Source organism: Flavisolibacter tropicus (assembly GCF_001644645.1).
Classification (GTDB): Bacteria; Bacteroidota; Bacteroidia; order Chitinophagales; family Chitinophagaceae; genus Flavisolibacter; species Flavisolibacter tropicus.
The window spans coordinates 5,582,248-5,594,819 of the sequence record NZ_CP011390.1; the positions used below are offsets into that span (position 1 = coordinate 5,582,248).

The following is a 12,572-nucleotide window of genomic DNA, read 5'->3' on the forward strand; positions in this document are numbered from 1 at the left end:
GCCAAGAAATGCCACCCCACAAACTGCGGAAGATGAAAAAGCTGGCCATTCTTTTCTGTGTTATAACAATTGTAAGCGGACTTGCTTTCCGTATGAATGGAGGTAGCCGTTATAATGAACTTTATACTACCCAGATACAACGCTTTATAGACCAACAAGATCATTTGCTAAAATCCGTTGAAACAGCCGATCTTTCTTCCGAAAAAGACATACATACAATACTGGATCAACTCGAATTAGCCAGGCTAAAGCTTAAAGAAAATGACTTTTGGTTGCGCTATCTGAATCCTATTCTTTATCGAAAGATCAATGGCCCGTTGCCTATTGAATGGGAGACAGAAGTGTTTGAAAAATTTGAGAAACCTTATAAAAGAACAGGTGCAGGTCTTACATTAACCGAGCTGTATCTTGGAGAAAAATCTATTAATAAAGATTCCTTAATTTCTTTGATTCAGATGGCTATTGATGCTTCAAAAGCTTTTGAGGCAGATTCTATTACTCATAATCTCTTGTCGCATGACCACTTTTTCCTGGCGAACCGGCTTTTTATATTAAACCTGGCCTCTATTTACACTACTGGTTTTGAATGTCCTAATACAAAGAATGTAATTGTGGAATTGCGTCATATGCTGGTGCATGTAAAAGATATTTACCAGCGTTATAATCAAAGCTTTTCGTCTGCACCATTAACAACAGATTATCTCGATCTGTATGATAAGACCATTGCTTTTGTAAATAATCAGCCTTCAGACTATACACAATTCAATCACTTCTCCTTTATAAAAGATTATGTAAATGGATTGTTTAAACGAAATCAGCAGTTCATTAATGCTTATTCAGTGACGTCTACTAGCTATAATGACTATACCCTAAGTGATCAGTGTTTTTCCATTTTCGATAAATCCCTTTACCAGGGTCAAAATACAAAAGGCATTTACTCGCCTATACATGAAGCTGAAGTTTTAAATGAGATAAAGCAGGTAGGGAAATTGCTTTTCTTTGACCCTATTTTATCTGGGAATAACAAACGAAGTTGCGCTTCCTGTCATAAGCCTGATCAATATTTTACCGATACTTCCGCTCAAGCTAATCTGGAATATGGGCAACAACAGCTTCTTAGTCGGAATACCATATCATTGATGAATGTGACGTTTAATCATTTGATTATGATGGACGGTAGGCATATTTCCTTGCAGGACCAGGCAACTGAAGTAATGATGAGTGGAAAGGAAATGAATAGTAATGAAAAGGAACTGATCGATAAAGTATTAAGCTGTAAAGAGTATAAAGAGGCATTTAAGCGGTTTTTAAAACGGACGCCAGAAGAAAAACAAGTTACATTATCGCACATTAATTCCGCACTTACGCTTTATTATGGCGACTTCAGTAACTATTATTCGCCATTTGATGATGCGATAAATAACGATAAGCCACTAGGTGAAAAAGAAATCAGTGGCTTTAACCTATTTATGAGTAAGGCGCAGTGTGCTACTTGTCATTTTGTGCCGCAGTTCAATGGAGTAAAGCCACCTTTTATCAGTTCAGAGTTTGAAGTAATTGGTGTTCCTGAGGATGCACATTTTGCAAAACTAAGCAGTGATAGTGGTCGGTATAAAGTAAATCCTGCAGGCGAGACACTGCATGCATTCCGAACAGGTACTTTGCGAAATGCGGCACATACAAAACCCTATATGCATAATGGTGTATTGAAAAGCTTAGAAGAAGTTCTTGACTTTTATGATGCAGGTGGTGGAGTTGGCAAAAAGCTAGATGTAGGCAATCAAACTCTTTCGGCAGATTCATTAAAGCTAACCCCGGACGAAAAAGAAAAAATCATTGCTTTTATCCATTCCTTAAGTGAAAATAGTAGAACAGAAAAGCCGCCATTAAAATTACCTGCGTCATCTAATGAAAAATTGAACCTGCGCAAAGTTGGCGGTGAATATTAGCTTGGAAGGAAAGGATAAAAGGGATTCATTACACAAAAAGCTTCTGATTGTATGCTTACTAAAATACGAACCACCATACGGTATGCTATTTCACTTTGTACGGCAGCTTTTCTTTTAGGAATGTGCAGTACTCAAAATAAAGTGGAGTATACTATTGGAACAGATGTTTCGGAAGCCAATAAGAAACTATTTATTGAAAGGGCCGAAAAAGGAAGGATACTTTTTAAGGAGCATTGTTCTGGCTGTCATGGTATCTATTCAAAAGGCAAAGATGGTATTCCCAATTTTACCAAGCAGCAAATTGATGATTACCATGCCAGGTCGGTCATCGCCTTTAAGAGTCACACTTCGGTACGTGATCTAAGTCCGCAACAGTTAGACTATGTATTAACTTTCTTGCGCCTGAGGAAGGTTCAAAATGACTAGGGAGGGATAGCTGCGAGCTATGTGTTTTGTGAATGAGAGGCTGCACGCTTAAAGCCAAGCAGCTATTCTGTGCGCCATCGCCTTTCACCTACAAAACCAAACCCTATTTTGTATCTTTAGATCTCTTCACTTTGACTTGGTTCTCAGGTGGTTGCATTAGAATTTCCTTTAATTATTGATGGATGCCGGTAGGAGCAGTATAAGAGGATGGTAGGAGGAGTAGTGAATGTAGAAGGCAGGTAGAGGGCTTTATCTGTGCAGTTGGTACGGACTTACCTACAGAAGAGGTACAGAAGAGGTACAGACTAGGTACAGGAGAGGTACAGGAGACCAGGAAGATAGGAGGAATTGGGAATTAGGGTATTGGGGATTAGGAGAAAGCCCGGCTCGTGAATGGTGAGTGGTGAATGGTGAGTAGCCGGCACCTCCCAGCCCCTAAAGGAAGAACCCACGCTCATAAGTCTTCCTTTTAAATGTCAAAGGACAAATTCAAAATTCCACTTATATGAGTCTCACTTATAGAGGAGTTGCAGAGGATATCCTCTGCAACTCCTCTATAATAGTCTTACTATACTTCACCACTGATGCTCTAACAACTCAATACTCACCATTGACCAAATGACTTACTCACCATTCACCACTCACCCAATGACCACTGACTATTGACTTGTTATTTTGACCAGTATAGTTTGAAAGAATTGTCTGCACAGAGTTATTATGGTCGCTATAAAGATGCCGTAGTTGCTGATAAACCCATTCGCATGAACTATGATCTTCACACCGGTGCTATCAGGGGTATAGCAGGTAAGATACTGGTGTTTTGTGCGAGTCTTATTGCTGCTTCATTACCTGTAACCAGGTTTTATATCTGGTGGGGTAGGAGAAATAAAAAGAAGGTAGCAAAGCCTGTAGCTGTAAATGCAAATTTGGCTGGTTCTATATAATCAGACTGTTTGTTTTATAATGGTGGAAGCGGGTATCCTTATTTTGTATAATTGCATAAGGTACCCGCTAGCTTTTAGGATTGAACTGATATATCATTTGATTTTTTATCTTTAAGTGAATAAAATAATACAGTTGCTGATTCTATCAATCCACTTTTAAGTAGTGGTAATAAACCTGTGAAATTTGAAACTAACTGCCATGAACACTAAGAAACATTTAAAAGACCTATTTTTCCTTTTGGTGGCTGGATTTATTGTTGGATTTGCCTGCTTTGCTATAATGTATTGGGTGTTTAGAAATGACTACAAAGAATGCTTGACCTTTGCATGGATAGCGGGTGGTGCGGGTATAATAGCTGAATACATAAAACCTTATTTGCCAAAGAAGCGTCAGCAGAGCTGATTAGATGTAAGAAGGGCTTCACCGTGTAGTCTTTAAAGCATGTGGAGGTCCCACGTCTTCCTAAAGTCGTCATGTTCCAATCTGTTCAAAATTTCCACCCGGTCTAAATTCCGCTAGGAAGATTTATTACTTATTTGATTATTTTAGAATGGCGGATTTCTATCAGTTGCTATACTGAACTATACGACCCTAAAAAACCATAACTAAATGAAGCTTCTTCGAACTGTTTTAATTTCTCTGGGCGCCATTCTGATATTATTAGCCGTAGTTGCAAATATTATAACCCCTGTAAACATTCCTGAAGATGAGGGTGCGGCATATATAAGCGGAACGATTGTAGCTAGATTATTATTTTTTGTACCAGGCGCGCTTCTTTTATTTTTTGCTAATAAGATCAAAAAAAGATTGAATAAAAAGGCCATTAATGCCTTATTGGAGTCTTTACCACAATGAGTACGTTATATCAACTCTATCAGCAAGCCATTCTTGTAAACAATAGGTACTCAATAACATCCGTATCGGGTATTCAAGATTTAGGAACATATGAATACAATGAGGATAATTACAATAAGGCGATTACATTACTTAACAACGGTGATCTAGATAAAATAAATGAACTTACTCCTGCAGCTTCAATTTGGGGGGAAGACATAACTATAATTCAATTCAATGATCAAAATGGTAAGTTATATCTAGCCCTTATATATGACTCTGGCGATTTGGCTCAAAACCCTGAAGTGCTTCACATTGTTTTGTTATAGGTAAACTTTCGAAATAGATTCCGTTATTGCCGTGTCTCTAATGCCAAGCCATTGTGAGCTGGTTGGGACACGGCGTAGTACTTAAGGTGTCGCGCCCTCCATGTGCATAAAAGCTACAGAATGCTGGCGCAGCTAAAGCCTAAACAAATTTGTTATTTAATACTTAAGCATCTATATAACCTTAATCTTTTTTGTTGTTTAAAGCCAGGTTGTTTTTTTTCGCTAAATCTTTCAGAACCCATTTTATTGCATCAGCCGTTTTTTGAGGGATATAAATATCAGGCTTTATGCCTGTTGGGTTCAAAGGATTTGTTTTGATGTCTTTTGAAAATAGGGTAGGATACCCGAAATAGTAGGTAGTATTTTCTTTACAGCCAAACGGTACCATGTTGATGTTTTGATAATCAATCATTCCATATGTGTTGTCTCCATAAAATACAACCCGGCTACTATTTTCCTTCATCCATAATACAAAAGCCTCTGCTGCACTGCCCACACCTTTATCCATAATAATGGCAATCTTTTTAGGAAAAGCTTGCACAACTCGGGTTGCTGTATCTGGAAAAGGATTGTAATAAGAAAATTTCAAAATAGACCCAATATTTCTTTTAATAGCAGTTGCCAAGCTGTCGTAGTACTGTATACCAGCTGTATCTTTTTGTTGCTTATAATAGGTACTAAAATTGGCAAAATAAGTAGCATTGTCTTCCGAAGCAAGCATAAAGAAATAGTCTTCTTTAGGATCTATTTTCGGAGGAACGATAACCGTATTGGCAATGTCATAGAGCTTACCCCAAATAAAATTGCCACCCAAGTTTCCTCTTATATCAATAATTAGATTTTGTGCGGTGTTGATTTCTTTTTCATATCGTTGAAGTAAACTGTCTAAATAAGCACCATTGATTAATGCGGAGGGTATTGTCAGCAACACATTGTCCTTGTCAATAGGTTTGAGTATAGGCAGTTGAGGATTATTGGCATTTACATAGTTAAGTTCAGCATTCTCGGGAGATGTTTTTATAAAGCGATAGTTGCCAAATGGCAGCACAACATTTTTATAAATGTGTACGTTGTTAAAATGGATCTTGGCAAAGTCATTTCTATATAGGGCAATATTATAATTGCCTTCCTCATTTTTTTCTATTTCCATTTTCACCATACCCGGTTTCCATTTTTCAATTTTAGAGTTTAAGACCACAGCTTCAAAATGGGTAGCATCTTTTTTAATAACCGCCATTTTATAATCAGTATTCTGCCAGGTACCAACAATAGCATCTACATTTTTTTGAGGGTTTATTGCTTTTTCAAATTGAGTTGGAGTTGCATATCTCAGTAATTGCAGGGCTATACTATCACTTTGTTTTGGCGTTGGACTAGCTGGAGATTCAAAAACAAACAAGTGTCCATCTTTAAAGAAAGAAACATACCTGTCAAGTATAGAAAAACAATTATCAAAAGAAATAGGAATGGCTTCTTTTCTTACTTGCGCTTTTAGTTTAATATACGAAGTGCTATCCTGCTCTTTTACTTTATGGATAAAGCCTGCATAATTACTTTCTGTTTTTGTAATTAGGCTTTCAAGCATTGTTGAGCAACCACAGGATTGCGCTATTACGGTGTTTGTTGTAAACGTAAGTAGCGAAAGAGTAAGCAATACTTTCATCCGTATTTTAATTTTCATTGGAAGGTGACATTGGAGGGTAAACGTAATTAAATTAGAAAGAAGTTTATTGTGATGTTTGAATGAGCTGTGCAAATTTTATGGTAAGTTGAGCTATCGGGTGTATAGGCTTCCTCAGTAATTTTGCTGCATACATGCTACTTTTAAATAGCAGTCAAAGCCTAAGCAGGGTATTCACTGCTTGCCTTTATTGCGCAGGGAGACGCCTTTTATGCAATTAATGCACTCATTCAAATAGCTTAGATTCCTTTAGTGCAGCTGTCAGTTGCTTCCTTCGATAAGCTCAGAATCAAATTCAGCATGAAAAGTCAGAGGCATTATTGTAGCCATTTGGTTTCAGGTTGTGGACTCTGAGATTCATCACGGCGTTCAGAATGATAAATGCAAGAGGCAGTATAGTTAGCCGTCTTTCCCTTTCCTTGAATATTGAGAGTTGAGCATTGAACATTACCTCCTTTTCTCCTTCCTCCCTTCAAAATTCTTCATTCCTTGTTCCTTGTTAAATATTCTTTTCTCCCTAATCCTTTAATCTCCCCAAATCCCGGTTCAGACAATAGCTTCAATTTCCAGATGCCTCCGGAACAATTACTTCCTGTACCAGGTGGCCATTACGCAATAGCCCGATTTGAGCAGGAAGTCCGATGGTGTCTTCTGTTAAGTAGGTAAACAAGGAATCAATAGATGTAACCGGCTTGCCATTGAACAGCACAATGATATCGCCATAGTGTAGTTTGTTGTGGTTCAATTTATTCACCTTCACTACTTCAAACACATACACGCCGCTTGTGTTAGACAGTCGGTTTACTTCCCGCATGCGTGGCGTAAGGTTTACGGTTTGGCCAGCTACACCAATAATAGCGCGGTGCACTTTCCCCTTCATAATTAACTGGCCAGCAATAAGGGAAGCCAGGTTAGATGCTATAGCAAAACAAATACCCTGTGCTGATGAAATAATGGCTGTATTTACGCCAATAACATGACCTTGCGTATTGAGCAAGGGGCCTCCTGAGTTTCCAGGATTTAAGGCCGCATCGGTTTGAATCACATCGTCAATAAGGCGACCATTACCGGCTCTAATACTCCGACCTATAGCGCTGATAACGCCGGCTGTTACGGTTTGCTGTAAACCGTAGGGGTTGCCAATAGCAATGGCAATCTGGCCGGGCACTATTTGTTTGGAGTCTGCAAAAGCTAAAGAAGGAAAGTGGCGACCATCCACTTTTAGAACGGCTATGTCGGTGGATGGATCAGAACCTTTAAGCTCAGCCTGTAGCGTAGTGCCATCATCCAGCGTAACAAATAAGGCTTGGGCATCTGCACAAACATGGTGGTTGCTGATGATGTAGCCATCGGATGAGATCAAAAAACCTGAACCCGTAGCTTCTTGCCCAGGATGACCATTGGTAGATTTCTGATTGCGTATATGAACAACAGCTGGCGACATAGAACGATACACCGAACTGACGGTATCGGAATAGGCATCTAATAGCTGAACATCTTGTTGAGTAAACTGTATCATGAATACCAATAACCCAAGCAGTGTACCAATGCCTAAAGTCTGTCAAAACGACTGTAGTAAAGAGTGTACAAGTCCCTCTTTATCTCTTTCCCCTTCTTTATCCTCTTAGCTAACAAGAATTGATGAGTTGCTTAAACTGCGTAGATGACGGTTTGTTAGTCATTGAAAAGTGCTGTTGAATTCTTAAAGACCAAGGCAATACAATCTCTTCAGTGTTTGAACAGCGCATATGCGAGTGGTCTATAAAAGTTTCCCTTTTCTCCTGTAGTATGTAATTCGTATCATTTTTTCTAGCTTTGTTGTTACTGCCATTACAATCTCCCTTTAAAAACAGCATAACCGTCCTTTTGATGTATCAGGAATGAATAGTATAATCAGCTATTCTGCTTGATAGCATGTACTCTCCTTTTTATTCAGAATAGGTTCGTTAAACAGCACTTTATATGGAACATCAAGAGCATCATTCTGATCAGCCCCATCCAGTCAGTTCGCCACATGTAACGCATGAAGGTTATCATGTGGAGCATGATGGTAATGGGCATGGCCATTACCATCCTAAAGAGACTTTTATTACCAAATATGTTTTTAGTCAGGATCACAAGGTGATTGCCAAGCAATTCCTGATTACCGGTATGCTTTGGGCCATCGTTGGATCGTTTATGTCTGTTTTATTCCGTTTGCAATTGGCGTATCCAGATCAAACCTTTCCCATCCTAGAAACCTTTTTAGGCCATTGGGCAAAAGGTGGCCAAATTCAACCAGAGTTTTATTATGGCTTGATCACTATGCATGGAACCATCCTTGTATTCTTTGTATTGACGGGGGGATTGAGTGGAACCTTTGCCAACTTTTTGATTCCCCTACAAATAGGGGCAAGAGATATGGCTTCGCCACTCTTGAATATGCTTTCCTATTGGTTTTTCTTCTTGGCTAGCGTAGTATTATTTTCTTCTCTGCTAATAAGCACAGGACCGGCTAGTGGTGGTTGGACTTCCTATCCTCCATTAAGTGCCTTAGGACAAGCAAATGAGGGATCTAAAGTTGGTCAGGACCTGTGGATCATTTCCATGGCACTTTTCATTGTATCACAATTACTAGGAGGTTTGAACTATGTATCTACCATTTTGAATCTTCGTACAAAGGGGATGACCATGACCCGGTTGCCATTAACCATCTGGGCCTTGTTCTTTACAGCTGTATTAGGTATTCTATCATTCCCTGTTTTGCTGTCGGGAGCATTGTTGCTCCTGGCTGACCGTCATTTGGGCACCAGCTTCTATCTGAGTGATATCGTTGTAGCTGGTCAAGTGTTGCCCAACGAGGGGGGGAGCCCAATACTTTACCAACACCTGTTTTGGTTCCTGGGTCACCCTGAGGTATATATTATCATCTTACCAGCAATGGGTCTGGTGAGTGAGGTAATGAGTGTGAATGCTCGTAAGCCGATCTTTGGTTACATGGCCATGGTGGGATCATTATTTGCCATTACTATACTTGCTTTTTTAGTATGGGCACACCACATGTTCGTGTCTGGTATGAATCCATTCTTAGGCGCCTTCTTTGTACTGTTAACCTTGTTGATTGCTATTCCTTCCGCGATTAAAGTATTTAACTGGTTAACAACGCTGTGGCGGGGTAACATACACTTTACGCCAGCCATGTTATTTGCTATTGGTTTTGTGAGCATGTTTATCTCTGGTGGTTTAACGGGTATTTGGTTAGGTAACTCTACAATAGATATGCATGTTACGGATACTTATTTTGTGGTGGCTCACTTCCATATTGTAATGGGGGTATCTGCCTTCTTTGGCATGTTTGCCGGTATCTATCATTGGTTCCCTAAAATGTATGGCCGCTATATGAATCATACCCTAGGTTATATTCACTTCTGGGGTACTATGACCTGTGCCTACCTGATTTTCTGGCCTATGCACTATCAAGGTTTGGCCAATGTCCCTCGTCGTTATTATGACTTCCGTTTGTGGAGCTCATTTAATCAATTTGACGATCTGAATAAGTTCATCACCTTTGCTACTATAACAGCATTCGTATTACAATTGTTGTTCGTGTTCAATTTCTTTTATTCCATTTTCAAAGGAAGAAAGTTGCGCACATTAAATCCATGGAATGCTAATACGCTGGAATGGACAACCCCCATTCGGCCTGGACATGGCAACTGGCCAGGAGAAATTCCTGAAGTTCACCGATGGGCCTATGACTATGGTAAAGATGGCAGAGATCATATACCACAAACGGAGCCCGTGAATCCGGATGAGACACAGCATTGATCTTCCACCATGCAAATAGGTTTTGTATGCGCCTGATAAAAGTTTCTGAGGACTTAAATAAGCATCAACCCAAACGAACCAATACAGAAACAGTAGCCTTGCTCTTGATGGGTACTTTATTGCTTCTTTTTATACCTTTTATTATTGAGCTGGCCCTCACTAAATCTGTAGCAAAGAATGGTGCTGTTTTTTATGTGCCGGGCGAATTTGGGTTAAGCACTATGGCAGTATTGGCCAGTACCTGGGGTTATTCTTATGCACAACGATCTAAAGAAAACGACAAGCCACTTAATTTGAAATATGCACTACTGGCAGTACTTCTTTTGGGACTGTTATTTTCTGGTTTGCAGCTATTAGGCTGGCAGCACATTTTTAATAAGGATATGAAGGCGCATAATATGCATATCCTGATGGTAGTTGTAGCGGTGCATGGCATTCATTTTTTAATTGCCCTGGGGCTTGTTACCGCACTATTGATAAAAATAATAAGGATCAAAACGGCGGCCGATACTTACATCTATTTTTTAAATCCCCGGCATCAACTCTTTTTTAAAACCACAGGCCAGTACTGGGACTTCTTAGGTTTTCTGTGGGTAGGGTTGTATATTATTATGCTGTTAAAAACAGTATGATCTTATAGTAATAAACTGATCCTGTAATGGGCAAATGCATGATAACTTGATTTGTGACAATTAGATCATTATCTAAAATAGAAAGAATGGAATCTCCTCATCTCATGAATACGCTTTCAAATGTTATTCACAAGCTTCAGAAAAAAGGGCTGGGTAATGATTTTAAATGGAATCATAAAGGATTTACACTAGATGGAAAAAAGTATTATCAGCCGCACGAGCTCTCTATAATCAAGATCTATCGGTTTGAAGAATTCACAAATCCCGATGATCTCTGTGTGTTATACTTAATTGAGACCAATGACCATATGTATGGGTATATACTAGATACGTATGGTGTATACATGAACCATACAGGTGATTTTAATAATGCACTGCGGCTTATTCCGGAACGCCAACACGATGACCAGCTGTTATTTGAACTTTGATGAAGGTAGAAGCAGGGCTTTACCTAGCCTGCAGTTTAATAGTTATAAACAGTACGCATTTGTTTACTTAAGCAACTAGAACAATTCCCGGCAAAGAAGTAGGCTAATCGTTAAAATAAAAAAAATACTTCAGGTATTCTTGTAAAAGGTCTTCTTTTGCTTTTTTAAAATGGGTTGGCATCTGGGCTATTTCTGGATTCACCTTTAAGAAGAAGTGTACAAACTGATGTCTGTTTGAGTGTTTTATGTCAAATTTTGAGGTTAAGGAGGATAGTGTGAAGGGTTTGAAACTCAAACAGATTGTTTATAAATTAGAAACAATTATCTACTGAAATTATCAGAAACGCTGCTATGACGATCTACGAAGTTTTGAATATAAAACTGGAAAAAGAATTTAGTGATTTGCCAAAGCACCTATATAAAAATGATCCTAACTGGATCAGCACTTTAGATAGTGATATAAAGTCTATTTTTGACTCTACTATAAATCCATTCTTCAAACACGGAAAATGCACCAGGTGGATTTTAATGAATGATCAAAAGCAAACCATTGGCCGCATAGCAGCATTTATTGATTTTGAGAAAAATAAGGACGGGCAAATTCCTTATGGAGGAATGGGCTTTTTTGAGTGTATTGATGATGAACGCGCTAGCAATCTATTGCTTGATACGGCAAAAGAGTGGCTAAAAAAACATGGAATGCAAGCCATGTATGGTCCTATCAACTTTGGTGAAAATGATAAGTTTTGGGGACTGCTTGTAGATGGGTTCCAGTCGCCAAGCTATGGAATGAACTATAATCCGCCTTATTACAAAGAGCTTTTAGAAAAGTATGGATTTAGCAAAGCATATGATCAATTAACAAATGTGCTAAATCCTAAAAAACCATTGCCAGAACGCTTTACGCGTATATCGGACTGGGTAAGGCATAAGAAGGATTATTCTTTTCAACATTTTAAGTCGGCGCAAAAAGAGAAGTTCTTTGCTGACTTTATCGAGATCTATAATGATGCATGGGATGGTTTTGAGAATTTTACTCCCATTGACTTGCCTACGATACGTGACTCTTTTCGGCAAATGAAGCCCATTATGGACGAGAAGATCATTTGGTTTGCCTACCATAATAACGAGCCCATTGCTTTTGTTATTTGTATGCCTGACGTCAATCAGATCTTAAAGCATATAAAAGGGGATTTAAACCTGTTTAATAAGCTAAAGTTCCTTTGGGTAAAGAAGACAAAAACAATTGACCGGATAAGAATTACCGTAATGGGGTGCAAGAAAAAGTTTCAGAATCATGGTATCGAATCAGCTCTGATTCGCTGCCTGCAGGAGGAGGTTCTACCCCGACAAACGATTAACGAAGTGGAGCTAGCCTGGGTTGGTGATTTTAATTCAAAAATGCTTGCCATTCACAATGCTACAGGTGCTGTAAAATCAAAAGTGCACCGCACCTACAAGTACTCATTTGATGAGAAGTTGTAGCTGATGATAGTTGGCAGATGATGGATGATGGATGACAGATGAAAGCTGTTGGTTGA

The 12,572-nt window shown here is 39.0% G+C and carries 12 protein-coding genes; 10 read left to right on the plus strand and 2 right to left on the minus strand.

The features are described 5' to 3' along the window. Positions 1 to 32: 32 nt before the first annotated feature. From SY85_RS23655 to SY85_RS23680, 6 genes are all read left to right on the plus strand, one after another. Positions 33 to 1,949, plus strand: a complete 1,917-nt coding sequence (locus SY85_RS23655) for a cytochrome-c peroxidase (RefSeq protein WP_066408517.1) — start codon at positions 33 to 35, stop codon at positions 1,947 to 1,949. A 51-nt stretch (positions 1,950 to 2,000) separates the two neighbouring features. Continuing rightward, on the plus strand, positions 2,001 to 2,375 hold the full coding sequence (locus SY85_RS23660) for a c-type cytochrome (RefSeq protein WP_066408526.1): 375 nt from the start codon (positions 2,001 to 2,003) through the stop codon (positions 2,373 to 2,375). Positions 2,376 to 3,064: 689 nt separating this feature from the next. Continuing rightward, a complete protein-coding gene (locus tag SY85_RS25530) occupies positions 3,065 to 3,319 on the plus strand; it encodes a PepSY domain-containing protein (RefSeq protein WP_226998944.1) in 255 nt (84 codons plus the stop codon). A gap of 199 nt (positions 3,320 to 3,518) precedes the next feature. Further along, positions 3,519 to 3,722, plus strand: coding sequence for a hypothetical protein (locus tag SY85_RS23670; protein ID WP_066408533.1), 204 nt, complete (start codon positions 3,519 to 3,521; stop codon positions 3,720 to 3,722). A gap of 207 nt (positions 3,723 to 3,929) precedes the next feature. Next, positions 3,930 to 4,175 carry a hypothetical protein gene (locus SY85_RS23675; protein ID WP_066408535.1) on the plus strand — a complete coding sequence of 82 codons (246 nt, stop codon included), beginning with the start codon at positions 3,930 to 3,932 and terminating at the stop codon, positions 4,173 to 4,175. Continuing rightward, positions 4,172 to 4,483, plus strand: a complete 312-nt coding sequence (locus tag SY85_RS23680; protein WP_066408537.1) for a hypothetical protein — start codon at positions 4,172 to 4,174, stop codon at positions 4,481 to 4,483. Before SY85_RS23675 ends, SY85_RS23680 begins: the two co-directional genes overlap by 4 nt. 181 nt (positions 4,484 to 4,664) lie before the next feature. Here the strand turns inward: SY85_RS23680 and SY85_RS23685 are convergent, their stop codons facing one another. Then, positions 4,665 to 6,146, minus strand: a complete 1,482-nt coding sequence (locus SY85_RS23685) for a S41 family peptidase (RefSeq protein WP_158513026.1) — start codon at positions 6,144 to 6,146, stop codon at positions 4,665 to 4,667. A 577-nt stretch (positions 6,147 to 6,723) separates the two neighbouring features. Further along, positions 6,724 to 7,683, minus strand: a complete 960-nt coding sequence (locus SY85_RS23690) for a S1C family serine protease (protein WP_066408542.1) — start codon at positions 7,681 to 7,683, stop codon at positions 6,724 to 6,726. Between the two features lie 443 nt (positions 7,684 to 8,126). On the opposite strand from SY85_RS23690, the gene SY85_RS23695 reads away from it, so the two are divergent. The 4 genes from SY85_RS23695 to SY85_RS23715 all read left to right on the plus strand — a co-directional run bounded on the left by SY85_RS23695 (position 8,127) and on the right by SY85_RS23715 (position 12,516). Next, positions 8,127 to 9,971, plus strand: coding sequence for a cytochrome c oxidase subunit I (locus SY85_RS23695; RefSeq protein ID WP_082886670.1), 1,845 nt, complete (start codon positions 8,127 to 8,129; stop codon positions 9,969 to 9,971). A 26-nt stretch (positions 9,972 to 9,997) separates the two neighbouring features. Then, the gene (locus tag SY85_RS23700; protein WP_066408543.1) at positions 9,998 to 10,603 is read left to right on the plus strand and encodes a hypothetical protein; all 606 of its coding nucleotides are present in this window, start codon (positions 9,998 to 10,000) and stop codon (positions 10,601 to 10,603) included. A gap of 86 nt (positions 10,604 to 10,689) precedes the next feature. Further along, positions 10,690 to 11,031: a hypothetical protein gene (locus SY85_RS23705; RefSeq protein WP_148661276.1), complete on the plus strand. Its 342-nt coding sequence runs from the start codon at positions 10,690 to 10,692 to the stop codon at positions 11,029 to 11,031. A gap of 351 nt (positions 11,032 to 11,382) precedes the next feature. Beyond that, positions 11,383 to 12,516: a hypothetical protein gene (locus tag SY85_RS23715; RefSeq protein ID WP_066408547.1), complete on the plus strand. Its 1,134-nt coding sequence runs from the start codon at positions 11,383 to 11,385 to the stop codon at positions 12,514 to 12,516. Positions 12,517 to 12,572: the final 56 nt, after the last annotated feature.

Excerpts from the sequence above, each read along its gene's own strand:
- SY85_RS23695 (WP_082886670.1), top strand. The coding sequence starts at position 8,127 with ATGGAACATCAAGAGCATCATTCTGATCAGCCCCATCCAGTCAGTTCG.
- SY85_RS23690 (WP_066408542.1), bottom strand. The coding sequence starts at position 7,683 with ATGATACAGTTTACTCAACAAGATGTTCAGCTATTAGATGCCTATTCC.
- SY85_RS23655 (WP_066408517.1), top strand. The coding sequence starts at position 33 with ATGAAAAAGCTGGCCATTCTTTTCTGTGTTATAACAATTGTAAGCGGA.
- SY85_RS23675 (WP_066408535.1), top strand. The coding sequence starts at position 3,930 with ATGAAGCTTCTTCGAACTGTTTTAATTTCTCTGGGCGCCATTCTGATA.
- SY85_RS23685 (WP_158513026.1), bottom strand. The coding sequence starts at position 6,146 with ATGAAAGTATTGCTTACTCTTTCGCTACTTACGTTTACAACAAACACC.
- SY85_RS23670 (WP_066408533.1), top strand. The coding sequence starts at position 3,519 with ATGAACACTAAGAAACATTTAAAAGACCTATTTTTCCTTTTGGTGGCT.
- SY85_RS23700 (WP_066408543.1), top strand. The coding sequence starts at position 9,998 with ATGCGCCTGATAAAAGTTTCTGAGGACTTAAATAAGCATCAACCCAAA.
- SY85_RS23660 (WP_066408526.1), top strand. The coding sequence starts at position 2,001 with ATGCTTACTAAAATACGAACCACCATACGGTATGCTATTTCACTTTGT.
- SY85_RS23705 (WP_148661276.1), top strand. The coding sequence starts at position 10,690 with ATGGAATCTCCTCATCTCATGAATACGCTTTCAAATGTTATTCACAAG.
- SY85_RS23715 (WP_066408547.1), top strand. The coding sequence starts at position 11,383 with ATGACGATCTACGAAGTTTTGAATATAAAACTGGAAAAAGAATTTAGT.
- SY85_RS23680 (WP_066408537.1), top strand. The coding sequence starts at position 4,172 with ATGAGTACGTTATATCAACTCTATCAGCAAGCCATTCTTGTAAACAAT.